The organism is Sulfitobacter sp. IGS-18 (assembly GCF_059628195.1).
Genome location: NZ_CM184556.1, coordinates 1,856,961 through 1,873,214 on the forward strand (window position 1 = coordinate 1,856,961; position 16,254 = coordinate 1,873,214).

Consider the following 16,254-nt stretch of genomic DNA (forward strand, 5'->3'; position numbering starts at 1 on the left):
CATTCCGACGCGGACAGATATAAGTCCGCTCAGTTTCCCGCGACCAGAAGGGCTGTGCGCCGTGTTCCGATTCATCCTGTCATTCTTTGGCGGCATCTTTACGACCCTGACGATGAGCATCGGCATGGTGGCGCTGACCATCGGTGCGATTTTCTGGATGTATGGCCGCGACCTGCCCAGCCACGAAAGCCTGGCGCAATATACGCCGCCAACAATCAGCCGGATCTATTCGGGGCAGGGCCGTCTGATCGACGAATTCGCCAAGGAGCGGCGGCTGTTCGCGCCCGCTGACACGATCCCCGATCTGGTGAAACAGGCCTTCATCTCTGCCGAGGACAAGAACTTTTACACCCACGAGGGCTATGACCTGCGCGGCATCGCGGCGGCGGCCATCGACGCGGTGCGGTCGCGCGGGCGCGAGGTGCGCGGTGCCTCCACCATCACCCAGCAGGTGATGAAGAACTTCCTGCTGTCCGGTGACCGCCGGGCGGAACGCAAGATCAAGGAGATCATCCTCGCCGCGCGGCTTGAGGAAACACTGCCGAAGGAAAAGATCCTGGAGCTGTACCTGAACGAGATTTTCCTCGGCCAGAATTCCTATGGCGTGGCGGCGGCCAGCCAGACCTATTTCAACAAGACGCTGGCCGAACTGGCCCCGCATGAGGCGGCCTTCCTGGCCTCGCTGCCCAAGGCCCCGTCGGATTACCACCCGGTGCGCCGCAAGGACCGCCTGCTGGCGCGGCGCAACTATGTGCTCAAGGAGATGGAGGACAACGGCTATATCTCCGAAGCGGTTTACGAAAGCGAGCGTGCGCAGCCGCTGCGCTCGGTACAGAATGGCGATTTCGAGAGTTTCAAGGCAGAACTGCCGCCGCGCGATTACTTCACCGACGAAATCCGCCGCCAGCTGTCCAACGACTTTGGCGAGGGCGAATTCTTTACCGGCGGGCTGACCGTGCGGGCCACCATCGACAACGAGATGCAGCCGTTTGCCGCCAATGCCCTGCGCGAGCAGCTTGAGCAATATGACCGGGGGCGGGGTGTCTGGCATGGCACCGGCAAGAAGATTGCCGCGGAACAACTGAACTCCGAGGAAAGCTGGCGCGCCGCGCTGGCGGACATCCGGGTGCCACGCGACATCGACCTTGAGAATCAATGGTATCCGGCTGTGGTGCTGGAAGTCGGCGCCAGCGATGCGCGCATCGGCATCGAGGGCGTCGAGGAAGTCGCGGATGGCCACTGGATTCCGGCCAAGGATGTGCAATGGGCCCGCAAGCGGCTGGAGAACGGCAAGCTGGCCGGCAAGGCGCGTGTGGCCGGTGATCTGGTTGAAGTCGGCGATGTGGTGCTGGTGCGCAGGATGACGGCGGATGCGGATGGGACCTTTATCCGCTGGACGCTGCGGCAGGTGCCGGAAGTGCAGGGCGCCTTTGTTGCGATGGACGTGAACACAGGCCGCGTGATCGCCATGCAGGGCGGATTTTCCTATCAGGATTCGGTCTTTAACCGCGCGACGCAGGCGCAGCGGCAGCCCGGCTCCTCCTTCAAGCCCTTCGTCTATGCCTCGGCGCTGGATTCGGGCTATTCCCCCGCGACCATCGTGGTGGACGCCCCGATCGAGATCAACACGCCGCAGGGGGTCTGGCGGCCCAAGAACGCCTCCAACCGCTACTACGGGCCGACCCCGCTGCGCACCGGAATCGAACAGTCGCGCAACCTGATGACCATTCGTCTGGCCCAGGAAGTGGGCATGGACGTGGTGGGCAGCTATGCCGAACGCTTTGGTGTCTATGACGACCTGGCCCCGGTGCTGGCCAATGCGCTTGGCAGTCAGGAAACCACGCTTTACCAGATGGTCAGCGCCTATGCGATGTTCGCCAATGGCGGCGAGCGGGTGCAGCCGACCCTGGTGGACCGGGTGCAGGACCGCTATGGCCGCACGGTCTACAAACACGATCAGCGGATCTGCAACGACTGCCAGATCGCCAGCCTGCCTGCGGGCAGCGCCCCGCGGATCATCTCCAACCGCGAGCGGGTGATGGACCCGGTGACCGCCTATCAGCTCACCTCGATGATGCGTGGCGTGGTGGAACGGGGCACGGCGCGTTCCGCCGTGAACCTGCCGGTGCCCACGGCGGGCAAGACCGGGACCACCAATGACGAAAAGGACGCCTGGTTCGTCGGCTTCACCTCGAACATCGTGGCGGGCTGTTACATCGGTTATGACCAGCCGCGCCCGATGGGCCGGGGCGCGGGTGGCGGACGGCTTTGTGCGCCGGCGTTCCAGCGCTTCATGACCGAGGCGGTCAAGAAATACGGCGGCGGCGATTTCAAGGTGCCGGAGCAATGCGTCTTCATCAACATCGACCGTTTTTCCGGCGCGCGGCTGAGCGACAGCGCATCGGGCCCCAATGTGGTTTCCGAATGTTTCCGCGATGGCGAGGAGCCGATTTTCGGCATCACCTTCGATGGCGGTTTTGCCATGGGGGCCGATCTGCCGCTGGTGGAGGAAGTAGGCCAGTCCGGGCGGCAGGTGACCACCTCGACCGGGCGCAAGGCGACGGTCGGGCCGAAGGCGAGCTTTGGCACGCTGTCCTCGGGCGGCCTGTACTAAGGCCACCCCTTTCGGCAAAGCGGTGTCGCGCTGCAAACCCCACCCGACGGCTTGTCCCTGCCGCGGTGCTGGTTTATCTGCGAGGAACCCAATCAAAGGCAGGCGAAGATGCGCGCAGAGGTACAAAACACCGTCGATGAAATCAGCAAGTCGCTGGAATTGCTGGCGCAACGGCTGAACGTGGAGACCGCCCAGCACCGGTTGGAAGAATTCAATGCCCGCGTCGAGGACCCGAACCTCTGGGATGACCCGGAGGCGGCGCAGAAATTGATGCGCGACCGGCAGGGGCTGGTGGATGCCATCGACACCTATGAGGGCATCAAGCAGGACCTGGCCGACAACATCGAACTGATCGAACTGGGCGAGATGGAAGACGACGCCGAGGTGGTCGCCGACGCGGAACGCGCGCTCAAGGCGCTGGCCGAGACCGCCGCGCAGAAAGAGCTTGAGGCGCTGCTGGACGGCGAGGCCGACGGCAATGACACCTTCCTCGAAATCAACGCAGGTGCCGGTGGCACGGAAAGCTGCGACTGGGCGCAGATGCTGGCGCGGATGTATGTCCGCTGGGCGGAAAAGAAGGGCTACAAGGTCGAGCTTCAGGCCGAGAGTGCCGGCGAAGAGGCGGGCATCAAATCCGCCACCTACAAGATCGCGGGGCATAATGCCTATGGCTGGCTGAAATCCGAAAGCGGCGTGCACCGTCTGGTGCGGATCAGCCCCTTCGATTCAGCGGCAAAGCGGCATACTTCCTTTACCTCGGTCAAAGTCTATCCGGTGGTGGACGACAACATCGAGATCGAAGTGAACCCCTCTGACATCCGCATCGACACCTACCGGTCCTCGGGGGCGGGCGGCCAGCACGTGAACACCACCGATTCCGCCGTGCGGATCACCCACCACCCCACCGGCATCGTGGTGACCTCCTCCGAGAAATCCCAGCACCAGAACCGCGACATCGCGATGAAGGCGCTGAAATCACGGCTCTACCAGCTGGAACTGGACAAACGGTCCGCCCTGGTGAACGAGGCCCATGAAAGCGCGGGCGATGCGGGCTGGGGCAATCAGATCCGGTCCTATGTCTTGCAGCCCTACCAGATGGTCAAGGATCTGCGCACCAACTACGAGACCTCGGACACCAAGGGGGTTCTGGACGGTGATCTTGACGGGCTGATGGGGGCCACGCTGGCGCTGGCCGTCAGCGGCAAGAGCCGGGCCGAAGCGCAGGGCAGTTGAGCGTCGGGGGGGCCTTTGCCCCCGGACCCCACGCCTGTTTTGAGCATTGAGCAGCAGGGGGATTGCACCTTCTTGTGAAGAAGTGCTCATGTGTTTTCATGGATATTCTGGATATGGATGCGCTTGCGCAATCGGCGGCGATTGATGCGGGCGAGTTGAGTGCAGCAGAGCTGATGCAGGCCACGCTGGCGCGGATCGCGGCGGTGAACGGGACCGTGAATGCGGTGGTGGCCTTGCGCGACGCGGATCTGCTGATGGCGGAGGCGCGGGCGGCGGATGCGGCCCCGCGCAAGGGATGGCTGCACGGCATTCCGATGGCGATCAAGGATCTGGCCAATGTGGCGGGTTTGACCACCTCCAGCGGCTCGCCGCTGTTTGCGAATATGGTCGCGCCGGAGGATGACCTGATTGTCAGTCGCCTGCGGGCGGCGGGGGCGCTGATCATCGGCAAGACCAATACCCCGGAATTCGGCCTTGGCAGCCATACCTTCAACCCGGTCTACGGGGCCACCACCAATCCCTATGATGCCACCCGGTCGGCGGGCGGCTCCTCCGGCGGGGCGGCGGCGGCATTGGCGGCGCGGATGCTGAGCGTCGCGGATGGCTCCGACATGATGGGATCCCTGCGCAACCCGGCGGGCTGGAACAACGTCTATGGCATGCGGCCTTCCTGGGGTGATGTGCCGGCGGAACCGGCGCGGGAGATGTTCCTGCATCAACTGGCGACACTTGGCCCGATGGCGCGCAGCCCTGCGGACCTTGCGGCTTTGCTGGACACGATGACCGGTGCCGATCCGCGCGACCCGCATGGGCGCAGCCCGGCGGACAGGCTGCCGGGGATATCAACACCGCCGGGGCGGTTGCGGATCGGCTGGCTGGGGGATTGGGGCGGTGCCTTGCCATTCGAAGACGGCATCCTGGCCGGGAGCGAGGCGGCGCTGGCGCAATTGACGGGCCTCGGCCATGCGGTCGAGGCGCTGGGGGCGCCATTCTCTGCCGATGCGATCTGGGACAGCTGGATCACCCTGCGGTCCTTTTCCGTGGCGACCGGGCTGGCAGAGATCTACCTGAACCCTAGGACGCGGGATGCGCTGAAGGAGGCCGCGCAATGGGAGGTGGCGCGCGGGCTGGCGATGGATGCGATGACGGTGCACCGCGCAAGCGAGGTGCGGTCGGATTGGTTCAGATCTGCCGCCAGGCTCTTTGACGGGCTGGATGTGCTGGTGCTGCCCTCGGCGCAGGTCTGGCCCTTTGACGTGACCCTGACCCATCCGGTGCAGATTGCCGGGCAGGGGATGGATACCTATCACCGCTGGATGCAGGTTGTCGTGCCAGCCAGCCTGATCGGTCTGCCCGTGGTGAACATCCCGGCAGGCTTTGACGACAACGGATTGCCGCTGGGTCTGCAGCTGATCGGGCGGCGCGGCAGCGACGCGCGCCTGTTGCAACTGGCGCAGCAATGGCATGGCGCGACCGGCTGGCCGCAGAAAAGACCCCCCGTTATCTGAACGGCGGGCTTGGCGCGGGCAGGGCGCTTTCGCGGCCCTGCGCCACCAGCTGCGCACGCAGCGCTGCGGCATCCGGGTGGTTGGTCTCAAGCGCGAAGACATGGGCGTGGGTCAGGTAGAACGCCGCGCGTTCCGGCGCATTGGCCTGGGCCGCGGCCTGTTGGTAGAGAGTTACCAGGGCCCGCAGATCCCTGGCGGCATGGGCCGCCAGCAATTCCCGTTCCAGTGCGATCACTCGGCGGCCTGTGGCAGGCTGCGGTGCCGTTCGATCTGTGCCGCGACCCAATCGTGAAACAGATGTGTCGGGCCGTCCATCGCGGGTGAGAACCTTCCGCCATCGAAGGTCGGCGCGTGCCGCCCCCGCTGCATGCCTTCGACAACAAAGACGTCCTCGTCAAAGACCTCTCTCCATTGTTTGGCGTTGCGTTCGCGCAGGGCCGGGTCGGTGTCGGGTCGGGCGTAGTAGATATGCACATGCTCGACCGTATGCGCCTGGCTTTCAGGGACCAGGATGATGGCAAAGCTGTGGTCGCGGTGCACGCCCATCAGCACATTGGGATAGACGGTGATATATTCCGCGGCCGTGTCCCATTTGTCGCTGATGCCGGCAAAATCGGGAAAGCTCTGGCCCGCCTCGTCCTTGAGCTGCCGGTACACCAGCGTGCCCTGGCCGGAGTACCGCCCCGGTTCCTCGATGTGATAATGATCCTCCAGCCGGGAATAGCTGTTCAGGCCGGGATGGACCCAGGGCAGGTGGTAGCTTTCGCAGTAGTTTTCGACCGCCAGCTTCCAGTTGCAGTCGACGGGAATCTGAAACCGGCTTTCCGCGCCGCCATGGTACAGGGGCTGGTCGAATTCGGCCCAGCGGGCCAGCAGGTCGGCATGGGCATCGGCAAAGGCGGGGGCCTGACCGGAGACATTGATAAAGATCACATCCATCCAGATGTGACTGCGGATTTCCACCAGACCCAGCAGCGCACGGTCGATCCCGCTATGGGTGTTCTGACCGGGACCGCCCACATGCGGGGTGCTGACCAGCCGGCCATCGGTGGCATAACACCAGCTGTGATAGGGGCAGCGGATGGCGCCCTCGATGTTGCGCGGTTCCTCGACCAGGATCATGCCCCGGTGGCGGCAGGTGTTCTGGAACACGCGCACCTCGCCCTGGCGGTCGCGGACGATCAGCAGGGGCATGCCCAGAAAGCTGAGCGGCACGGCGTCGCCGATGTCGGGCACATCCGCGGTCACGGCCAGCCCCGCCCAATTGTCGAAAAGCACCGCCTGGCGTTCCTCGGCAAAAACCTCCGGATCGATGTAATGGGGATTCGGCAGGCCATTGGCCTGTTCGATCGGGCGTCTGACATTTCTGAGGTCGGTCCGGTGCTGGGCCATGCTGCTCTCCTGCTGCTGGCTTGAGGCTAGCAGATGGCGCGCGCAGCCGTATTTCCGGCAGCGACCCGTTTTTATCACCGGCGACATGCCCCTGCGGCGGCTGTTGGCGGTGGCGGATCAGGAAAACGGGATATGGGGGCGCAGCAGGTGTTTGTGGAAGGGCTGCAACTGGTCCAGTTCCTTCAGCCCTGCGCTGCGGGCGGCGGGCAGGGCATCGGATATCTTTTCGCCAAGGTATTCATAGACCAGCCGGGTCACCCGCAACGCACCTGCGGATTCCGGCACCGTCCGGGTGACATAACCCACCCAGAAATTGTTTTCGAAGGATGCGGCGCGGCTGAGATGGTTGAAAGACACCGTCATTGCGTTGCTGCGCGCGGCGATGATGGTGATTCCCTCGTCCTGGCGCATGACGGCACCCCGGAATTCACGCGATCTGGCACCGGTGGGCAGGCCCTGGATGCGCATCGCTTCTCTTGTCTCAAAGCCGCGCAGCAGGGTATTTCCCCCCTCCCGGCCAACCATCACCACAGAGACCACAAACCGGTCCGGATCGACAAAGCTGCGCCGGGAAAACCGGTAGAAGCCACTTGGGAAGTCATCCTGTGACACCTGCCGGTTGCCTGCGCCCACGAAATTGCGCAGATAGGCGCATGAAAACGGGTCCGGCGGGCAGGTGAGACTGTCGATCGGTTCGAGCATGATGCGCGCATCGACCCCAAAGAAGCTGCAGATGCGCGCCAATATGTCCGGCCGGGGAAAACTTTCGCCGGACAGGTATCGGTTGAACTGCGTCCGGTTGATTGAAAGCTGCCGCGACAGGTCGGAAACCGAGGCATAGCTTTCTGCAAGCTTGCGCAAATTCGCGCCAAAAACATTGCGCAATTGCGCAGGAGATTGTTTATTTGGTTCCATATTCTCAGTGAGGTGGAAAAATCCGGCGGGTTTGCGGAGATTTATGTCCCGCGATTAATTGAAGATAGATATTTCGTTCCTGTTCCGCGTCAAGTGTGACGGCAATTTGTGGCAGAACGACGCCAGAGCGGCATTATTTGGAACAAACGTACGGATATTGTTCATATCTACTCTCGGTGAGATGTAGTTAGATAACAGCTAGGATGGGTTAAGGTTATTTGATGTTGGGCGTGGTCCTTTGGAGCGATCCTGTTGACCGGAAAGCGGTGTTCTGGTGCGAAGACCAGGGCGATCTGGCCTATTATTGTGCCGGACACGCGACAGACCTCTGCGACGGCTTTCTTGAAGCCGGGGACATGGTGACCTTCACCGCCGATATCGTTGGCAAACTGCGCAAGGCGCGCGATGTCGCGCTGGTGCAAGAGCAGGCCTGTACGGAATTGCCGGAAAAACTGCGCGATACATCCCGGACATCCCAGGCCCCCGCCAGGCGGCAGGAGGGCGACAAGCGGATTCTGTCCTTTGTGTCACCCTCAGCGCCGCAGGTCGTCACGCATCAGTTTCGCAAGCGCAACGTCTGATCATTCAGGTCGCACCCGGTGCGGCACCGTGGCGGCGCCGGGTCAGTCGCCCCGTGACAATGCGGCGACCCCGGTGCGGGCCACTTCGGTCAGGCCCAGCGGGCGCATCAGATCGGCAAAGGCGTCGATCTTTTCCGGCGCGCCGGTGATTTCGAAGACAAAGCTTTCCAGGGTGCTGTCCACCACATTCGCGCGAAAGATATCGGCCAGCCGCAGGGCCTCGACCCGGTGTTCGCCCTTGCCGGTGACCTTGAACATCGCCAGCTCGCGTTCCACGCATTTGCCCTCGACCGTGAGGTCATGCACATCATGGACCGGCACGATCCGGCCCAGCTGCGCCTTGATCTGTTCGATCACCTGCGGGGTGCCCGAGGTCACGATGGTGATGCGGCTCAGATGCCCGGTGTGATCCACCTCAGCCACGGTCAGGCTGTCGATGTTATAGCCACGCCCGGAGAACAACCCGATGACCCGCGCCAGCACGCCGGGCTCGTTTTCGACCAGCACGGCGAGTGTATGACGTTCGATCACATCCGAAAAGTTGGGCCGCAGGTTATAGGCGGAATGGCTGGTCGCGCCTTTTTTGATCTTGAGTGCTGACATTGTTCAGGTCCTGAGAATGAGGGGTAGAAGGCCGGAGTTTTCGAAAACTCCGGTCCGATTTTTTCGAAAAAATCGCGTCACACCAAAACACTCCCCTTGGCGTCGATGACGCCCTGGGTATCGGCTTCGCCCAGAAGCATTTCGTTATGCGCCTTGCCGCTCGGGATCATCGGGAAGCAGTTTTCGTGCTTTTCGACCAGGCAGTCAAAGATCACCGGCCCGTCGTGGTTCAGCATCTCCATGATCGCATCGTCCAGATCGGCGGGATCCTTGCACAGGATGCCCTTGGCGCCGAAGGCCTCGGCCAGTTTCACGAAATCGGGCAGGCTTTCCGACCAGGAATGCGAATAGCGTTCGCCGTGCAGCAGCTCCTGCCACTGGCGCACCATGCCCAGACGTTCGTTGTTCAGGATGAATTGTTTGACCGGCAGGTTGTACTGCATGGCTGTGCCCATTTCCTGCATGTTCATCAGCCAGGATGCTTCGCCCGCCACATTGATCACAAGGGCGTCGGGATGCGCCATCTGCACACCGATGGAGGCGGGGAAGCCATAGCCCATGGTGCCCAGCCCCCCGGAGGTCATCCAGCGGTTCGGGTCCTCAAAGCCGAGGTATTGCGCGGCCCACATCTGGTGCTGGCCGACCTCGGTACAGATATAGCGGTCGTGATCCTTGGTCAGCGCCTCAAGCCGCTGCAGCGCATATTGCGGTTTGATCGTCTTGCCCGTCTGCTTGAACTTGAGGCAATCCACACTGCGCCATTCGTTGATCTGCTGCCACCATTTGGCCAGCGCCTCGCCGTTGGTCTTGCGGCCGCGCGATTTCCAGATCTTCAGCAGGTCCTCCAGCACATGGCCCACATCCCCCATGATCGGGATGTCCACGCGGATGACCTTGTTGATGGACGACGGGTCGATGTCGATATGCGCTTTCTTGGACTTGGGGCTGAAGGCGTCGATCGTGCCGGTGATCCGGTCGTCAAAACGCGCACCGATGTTGATCATCAGGTCGCAGCCGTGCATCGCCATATTGGCCTCGTAAAGCCCGTGCATCCCCAGCATGCCCAGCCATTTGTCGCCCGACGCGGGGTAGGCGCCAAGGCCCATGAGCGTGGAGGTGATGGGAAAGCCCGTGGCCTCCACCAGTTCGCGCAGCAACTGGCTGGCACCGGGGCCGGAGTTGATCACACCGCCGCCGGTATAGAACACGGGGCGCTTGGCCTTTTCGATGGCGGCGGCCAGTTCGGTGATCGCCTCCAGGTCGCCCTTGACCTGCGGCTGGTAATGCGAGGTCGAGGGTTTGCGCGCCTCATAGGTGCCGGTGGCGAATTGCACGTCCTTGGGGATGTCCACCAGAACCGGGCCGGGGCGGCCGCTGGTCGCAACGTGAAAGGCCTCGTGCAGCACGCCCGACAGCTTGTCGGTCTCTTTCACCAGCCAGTTGTGTTTCGTGCAGGGCCGGGTGATGCCCACGGTATCGGCTTCCTGAAAGGCGTCCGAGCCGATCATGAAGGTCGGCACCTGGCCGGTCAGCACCACGATCGGAATGGAATCGAGCAAGGCATCGGTCAGGCCGGTCACCGCATTGGTGGCACCGGGGCCGGAGGTCACCAGAACAACGCCGGGCTTGCCGGTCGAGCGCGCATAGCCTTCGGCGGCATGCACGGCACCCTGTTCGTGGCGCACCAGAACATGTTTGATCGAGTTTTGCTGAAACACCTCATCATAAATGGGTAGGACAGCGCCGCCGGGATACCCAAATACGGTATCGACACCCTGATCTATCAGGGCTTGAACGATCATCTTCGCTCCGGTCATCTGGCGTGTCATCTGCTTTTCTCCGTTTCAGCAGGTTCAAGGTGCGCATAAAAAAACCCCCGTTTTGGCGGGGGCGCATGGGTCAGATTATGGTCTACCGTTACCGGCCCATGCGCGTGTGTCCTACAATGACGACTAGAGTGGTCATGCCCTGGGGCTCCTTTAAGCGTGCGGCGACATTATGTTCGTCCGCCGGGAGGGTCAACAGGCAAATATCCACTTTCGTGTCGTGCGGTGCTGATTTTGCGACATATTGTTGCGCAATGCCGGTTTCAGGCGAAACTTTCGATTCCTGCTTCAGCAGGGGAATGCCGCCCGTTCAGGGTTGTTTCCGAGATGGGGCGATCCCGCGCCGCGACCCCGAATCCGCCGTGTAACAATTCGTTAGATTTGGGTTGCAAGCGACTGATTCGGCGCGAAATTGCGGAAATCAGCCCCACCGCTCAGTAATTCATCTGCAGCCTTTGTTTTAAGCGACGAAAACGACCCGAGGTTACAACTTTTGCGCGAAATCACGCATCTTATGGACGTCAAGTCAGAAGAAGGTGTTCCATATCGCGGGTTGAACGCTAAAGTGCGGTTATTCGAAACGATCCGTGGCCCCAATGGCAACACGGGCATTCTATCCGGGAGGAATCTACCTATGGACCGTCGTTCATTTCTGAAGACGTCTGCACTTGGCGGCACCGCTGCCGCCGCGACCACATTGGCCGCACCTGCCTATGCACAGGGCAAACGCACACTGACAATGGTAACCACTTGGCCCCGCGGCCTTGCCGGTGTCTGGGATTCGGTGGAGCGTGTGGTGCAAAACGTCTCTGACATCACAGACGGTCAGATCACCATCGACCCGAAAGGTGCGGGCGAACTCGTCGGTGCCTTCGAGGTGTTCGATGCCGTGACCTCTGGCCAGGCCGACATGTATCATGGCGCTGACTACTACTTTACCGGCCAGCACCCCGGTTTTGCATATTTCACCGCTGTGCCCTTCGGCATGACCGCGCCGGAAATGATGACCTGGTACTACGGTCAGGACGGCAAGGCGCTGCACCACGAGCTGGGCGAAGTCTTTGGCATCAAGTCCTTCATCGCGGGCCAGACCGGCGCGCAGGGTGGCGGCTGGTTCCGCAAGGAAATGAAGTCGGCTGCCGATTTCAACGGTCTCAAGTTCCGCATGCCGGGTCTTGGCGGTCAGGCATTGTCCAAGCTGGGCGCTTCCGTTCAGGTTCTGCCGGGCGGTGAAATCTATCAGGCCCTGTCCACAGGCGCGCTGGATGGCACCGAATGGATCGGCCCCTGGTCCGACGAGAAGCTGGGCCTGCAGGAAGTCTGCGACTACTACTATCCTGCCGGTTTCCACGAGCCGGGCGCGGCCTTGTCGGTTGCAACCAACCTCGATGTGTTCGAAGGCCTGACACCTGCGCAGCAACGCGCGATCGAAGTGTCCTGCGCCGATGCGCACCAGCAGAACTATGCGCTGTTCATCGCCAACAACGGCCCGGCGCTGCAGCGTCTGAAGTCTGGCGGCGCGCAGGTTCTGGAATTCTCCGACGACATCTGGGATGCCTTCGGCAAGGCCTCCGTGGAGGTTCTGAACGAGTTCACCAGCGACGATCTGTTCAAGAAGATCCACGATTCAGCCCAGAAGTCGATGCGTGAATCCGGCGAATGGCTGGCGGTGTCGGACAGCAAATACGCTTCCGAGCGTAACCGCGTGCTGGCGACAATGGAGTAAACTGATGCGGCCCCCATCCGGGGGCCGCGTTTCGGTTAGACTTGGCACGGGCTGCGACACCTTTACAGGGGTGACGCGGCCTGTGTTGGCACAATCAAACAGGGGTCCGTCCAGATGCTCGATGGCATACGGTGGTTCTTTTCCAACATCGCGATGGCTTTCTACAACTTCGGCTATGCCGTGACCCATCCGGGGCTCTGGCTGGACTGGAGCGACAAGACGGCGATCATGCGGTTTGTCTATTACGGTGCGTCGATCGAATTGTTCTTCGTGATCTTCGACGCGCTGCTGATCCTCACGCTTGTCTGCGTGCTGCGGCCAAACTTCATGTGGACCGTGGTCCGCGGTCTGGAAGGGCTTGCAAACGGGCTTGGCCGGTTCTTTGCCTGGGCGGGTCTGCTCATGGTGCTGCAACAGATCATCATCGTCTTCATGCAACGGATTTTTGCCCGGCCCGACATCGTTGTCGGTTTTGGTGTGCCGCTGCAATTCGACATTTCATGGTATGCCGAAGAGCTGAAGCTCTATAACGCGATGATCATCGTCTTCTGCGTGGCCTATACCTTTGTGCAGGGCGGGCATGTGCGGGTGGACCTGATCTATGCCGGCGTGAAATTCCGAACCAAAAAGATCCTCGACATGTTCGGCGCGGTCTTTTTCATGATGCCTTTTGCCGTGCTTACATGGCTTTACGGCTGGTACTTCATGTGGCGTCACCTGATCGTGCCGAATCCCTCGGCCTCAGACTCCCTGGACCGGCTGGTCAACAAGGCCCGCGCCCTGCGCTGGAACGTGGAGACAACCGGCTTCAGTCCCAGCGGGTTCAACGGCTACTTCCTGTTCAAGGTCCTGTTGTGCCTGTTCTGCGCCATGGTCTTCCTGCAAGCGATTGCAGTGGCCTACCGGTCCTGGCGGGAACTGCGTGAAGGCCCGGAAAGCGAAGGCCGCTATCTCGACCGCGACTCGCTCGGCGAGGGCGAAGAAGCCTATGAAGGCACCCATTAATTTCGGCAAGTAATCAGGGGACATCCCATGCTGTTTGGTCTGGACGGGGTCGAGGTTGGCCTGCTTATCGTTTTCATCTGTCTGTTCGGTGGCATCCTTTCAGGGTTCCCGGTGGCCTTTGCCATCGGCGGCGCGGGGATCATCTCTTTCGGGATCATCGCGGCGATGGACAGCGCCGGTCTGCTGATCCACCAGGCCATCGACACCTCGTCGGATGCCTATCGGGCGCTGGTCAGCACCGGCGTCAAACACGACGCGATATCCATTTTCCGATACCCTGACCTGCCACGGGTGGGGCAATCTGTCTTCCCCCAGGGCTGGGAAACCGCGCTGGACCGGAACGTCAGCTTTATCGTGAACCGGATGAACGAACGCGTGCTCGCGGGCCAAAGCATCGAGACGCTGCTCGCGGTTCTGATGTTCGTGCTGATGGGCATTACCCTGGAACGCTCCAAGATCGCCAATGACCTGCTGACCACGATGGCTCGGGTCTTCGGGCCGCTGCCGGGCGGTCTGGCGGTGTCGATCGTGGTTGTGGGCGCCTTCCTTGCGGCCTCCACCGGGATCGTGGGGGCCACGGTTGTCACCATGGGCCTGCTGGCCCTGCCCACGATGCTGCGCAGCGGCTATTCGCCGGAGCTGGCGACAGGTGTCATCGCGGCCTCCGGCACGCTGGGGCAGATCATTCCGCCCTCCATCGTGATCGTTCTGCTGGGCACGCTTGCGGGCGATCTTTATTCCGCTGCACAGGAGGCGCGGGCCACCGCTGCGGGGTGCAGCGATGCGCTGACCTTCCTGGGGCAACCGGCGGTGGTCTCCGTCGGCACGCTGTTCCAGGCGGCGCTGCTGCCGGGCATTCTGCTGGCGGTGCTCTATGCGCTTTATGCCTTCTGCTACGCGCTGCTCAACCCCGAGAAGGCCCCGGCGGTCGAACTCGGCACGACCAGCAGCGAAGCGATCACCCGGCGCGAAGCCTTCACCTGGTTTGTCGGCGCACCTGTGCTGCTGATTGTCGGGACCATCCTGCTGGGCAACATCGGTGCCGTAGGCAGCCAGTCGACCGTTGTCTCCAGCTTCTCCGACTCCGGGGATACCGCGATCCTGCGGACCAATGTGGGTGAGGATTGCAAGACCGCGATGATCGAACTGCACGGGCAGGACAAATGGGACCAGGCCGTGGCGCAACAGGCCGAGATAGACGCGGCTGGCGGCGTTCAGACCAGTGAGCGGCTGTCGGTTGAAGCCCTTGCAGAGAAAACTGCGGCCAAGATTGCGGCGGCGGCACCCATCGGCACCGGCGTGGCGATCATCGTCGTGTTGCTGGGCCTGGTGCTGAGCGCCGGTCGGGGCGTGTCGCCCTCTGCCGCCGGCAGGCCGCTGATCCTCGGCGCAATCGGGCTGGTGCTGATGCTGCTGGTGGACATCCTGCTGATCGGGCCAGTCACTTCGCCCGGGGTGATGGTGCTGCTGATGGCGCTGCCCTTTGCCCTTGCGATGTACGGGGTGGTCTATGCCACAAGGCTTTGCGCCGGAAATGAGCTGATCCGGGTGGTCTTCCCGCCGCTGATGCTGATCGTCGCGGTGCTGGGCTCGATCCTGGGCGGGATCACCAACCCGACACCGGCCGCGGCGCTGGGGGCGGGCGGTGCGATCATGCTGGCCGCCTATCGCAAGCTCAAGGATCAGGACCGCAGCCCCAAGATCATCATCTGGTCGACACTGGCAATCGTGATCTGCATCCTGGTCGGCGTGAACTTCGACCTGCGGATCAACCAGGACGGGGTCAGTTTCGAAAGCTGGGTCGCCTTCTTTGTGGCCTATGCCGCCTATATCTATGCCGTCTTCGGGCTGCTCTTTGCCTGCTGGGTGCTTTACACCTCCGGGGTGCTGACACCGGTGGTGCGCGAAACGGCCAAGGTCACCTCGATGGTCTTCACCATCCTGATCGGCTCGCAATTGCTGAACCTCGTGGTGATCAGCTTTGGCGGGGAGCATTACATCCAGCAGTTCCTGCGGTCCTTCGACAACGAGCTGACCGTCTTCCTGCTGGTGATGCTGGTGCTCTTCGTGCTGGGCTTCGTGCTCGACTTCCTTGAGATCATCTACATCGTGGTGCCCATCGTGGGGCCGGTGATCTATGGCGGCACCTTTGACCCGAAATGGGTGACGATCATGATCGCGGTGAACCTGCAGACCTCCTTCCTGACACCGCCCTTCGGCTTTGCGCTGTTCTATCTGCGCGGGGTCGCCCCGGCGAGTGTCACGACGCAGCACATCTACCGCGGCATTGTGCCCTTCGTGCTGATCCAGGTGGCGGGGCTGGCGATCCTGTGGTTCTTCCCGGCGATTGTCACCATCGTGCCGGAACTGATGCCGAACTGAGGCGTCGCGCCACAGGGCAGGGGTATTATCAAAAGGAGAGGGCGCCCGCGGGCGCCCTCAGATTGCTGACAAACCCGGAAACGGCTGCCGCCGGAGGTAAATCGTTCTTCTGCGCTCAGCGTTTCGTTTTCGAACGAAGGGACGCGCCCGAGCCTGGGAGGGCGCATTGAGACGCGCATTCGGAGCGCCTCCCTTACAAATATCAATGTTGTCAGTGTGATACGAGAAGTCACCAAAAGCGCCCTCCCGGGGGGAGGGTCGGGCGCGGCCCGGGCTGACACCCGGGCCAAGGCTTGTGGCTAGCGTCGTGGAAGAACGATTTCGTTGTTTCGGGGGGGGGCGGGTGCAGGAACGTGCTTTTTCAGCAGCCTCAGGGCGCCCCCGGGCGCCCTCATGCGTTTCATGGATTGCAGGCGGGCCTTGTCACGGGCTGCATAACCTCGGGGGGGCTTTGCCCCCGGGCGCTCTG

General features: G+C 62.1%; 12 protein-coding genes. 7 read left to right on the forward strand and 5 right to left on the reverse strand.

The annotated features are described in order from the left end of the window. The first annotated feature begins 61 nt into the window (after nucleotides 1-61). From ACWNZ3_RS08955 to ACWNZ3_RS08965, 3 genes are all read left to right on the forward strand, one after another. Nucleotides 62-2,614, forward strand: a complete 2,553-nt coding sequence (locus tag ACWNZ3_RS08955) for a penicillin-binding protein 1A (RefSeq protein WP_496901868.1) — start codon at nucleotides 62-64, stop codon at nucleotides 2,612-2,614. Nucleotides 2,615-2,722: 108 nt separating this feature from the next. Further along, entirely contained in the window at nucleotides 2,723-3,847 is a 1,125-nt protein-coding gene (prfB, locus tag ACWNZ3_RS08960; protein ID WP_269366339.1) for a peptide chain release factor 2, read from the forward strand. A 98-nt stretch (nucleotides 3,848-3,945) separates the two neighbouring features. Further along, nucleotides 3,946-5,355, forward strand: coding sequence for an amidase (locus ACWNZ3_RS08965; protein WP_496901869.1), 1,410 nt, complete (start codon nucleotides 3,946-3,948; stop codon nucleotides 5,353-5,355). On the opposite strand, the gene ACWNZ3_RS08970 is transcribed toward ACWNZ3_RS08965, so the two are convergent. The 3 genes from ACWNZ3_RS08970 to ACWNZ3_RS08980 form a co-directional block, all read right to left on the reverse strand. Continuing rightward, nucleotides 5,348-5,590, reverse strand: a complete 243-nt coding sequence (locus tag ACWNZ3_RS08970; RefSeq protein WP_496901870.1) for a hypothetical protein — start codon at nucleotides 5,588-5,590, stop codon at nucleotides 5,348-5,350. The genes ACWNZ3_RS08965 and ACWNZ3_RS08970 overlap by 8 nt on opposite strands. Further along, a complete protein-coding gene (locus ACWNZ3_RS08975) occupies nucleotides 5,587-6,747 on the reverse strand; it encodes an aromatic ring-hydroxylating oxygenase subunit alpha (RefSeq protein ID WP_496901871.1) in 1,161 nt (386 codons plus the stop codon). Before ACWNZ3_RS08975 ends, ACWNZ3_RS08970 begins: the two co-directional genes overlap by 4 nt. A 117-nt stretch (nucleotides 6,748-6,864) precedes the next feature. Further along, entirely contained in the window at nucleotides 6,865-7,608 is a 744-nt protein-coding gene (locus ACWNZ3_RS08980; protein WP_496901872.1) for a helix-turn-helix domain-containing protein, read from the reverse strand. Nucleotides 7,609-7,883: 275 nt separating this feature from the next. On the opposite strand from ACWNZ3_RS08980, the gene ACWNZ3_RS08985 reads away from it, so the two are divergent. Beyond that, nucleotides 7,884-8,243, forward strand: coding sequence for a hypothetical protein (locus ACWNZ3_RS08985; RefSeq protein ID WP_269366332.1), 360 nt, complete (start codon nucleotides 7,884-7,886; stop codon nucleotides 8,241-8,243). Between the two features lie 42 nt (nucleotides 8,244-8,285). Here ACWNZ3_RS08985 and ilvN read toward each other — a convergent pair whose 3' ends face one another. Together ilvN and ACWNZ3_RS08995 are read right to left on the reverse strand one after the other, a co-directional pair. Then, nucleotides 8,286-8,846, reverse strand: coding sequence for an acetolactate synthase small subunit (ilvN, locus tag ACWNZ3_RS08990; RefSeq protein ID WP_114276483.1), 561 nt, complete (start codon nucleotides 8,844-8,846; stop codon nucleotides 8,286-8,288). Between the two features lie 77 nt (nucleotides 8,847-8,923). Further along, nucleotides 8,924-10,675: an acetolactate synthase 3 large subunit gene (locus ACWNZ3_RS08995; protein WP_274577205.1), complete on the reverse strand. Its 1,752-nt coding sequence runs from the start codon at nucleotides 10,673-10,675 to the stop codon at nucleotides 8,924-8,926. A 631-nt stretch (nucleotides 10,676-11,306) separates the two neighbouring features. Between ACWNZ3_RS08995 and ACWNZ3_RS09000 the strand changes: the two genes are divergently transcribed. The 3 genes from ACWNZ3_RS09000 (at nucleotide 11,307) to ACWNZ3_RS09010 (ending at nucleotide 15,785) form a co-directional block, all read left to right on the forward strand. Beyond that, nucleotides 11,307-12,398 carry a TRAP transporter substrate-binding protein gene (locus tag ACWNZ3_RS09000; RefSeq protein WP_269366330.1) on the forward strand — a complete coding sequence of 364 codons (1,092 nt, stop codon included), beginning with the start codon at nucleotides 11,307-11,309 and terminating at the stop codon, nucleotides 12,396-12,398. 114 nt (nucleotides 12,399-12,512) lie between these two features. Then, the gene (locus tag ACWNZ3_RS09005; RefSeq protein WP_269366329.1) at nucleotides 12,513-13,403 is read left to right on the forward strand and encodes a TRAP transporter small permease subunit; all 891 of its coding nucleotides are present in this window, start codon (nucleotides 12,513-12,515) and stop codon (nucleotides 13,401-13,403) included. 27 nt (nucleotides 13,404-13,430) lie between these two features. After that, the gene (locus tag ACWNZ3_RS09010; RefSeq protein WP_496899744.1) at nucleotides 13,431-15,785 is read left to right on the forward strand and encodes a TRAP transporter large permease subunit; all 2,355 of its coding nucleotides are present in this window, start codon (nucleotides 13,431-13,433) and stop codon (nucleotides 15,783-15,785) included. Nucleotides 15,786-16,254 lie beyond the last annotated feature (469 nt).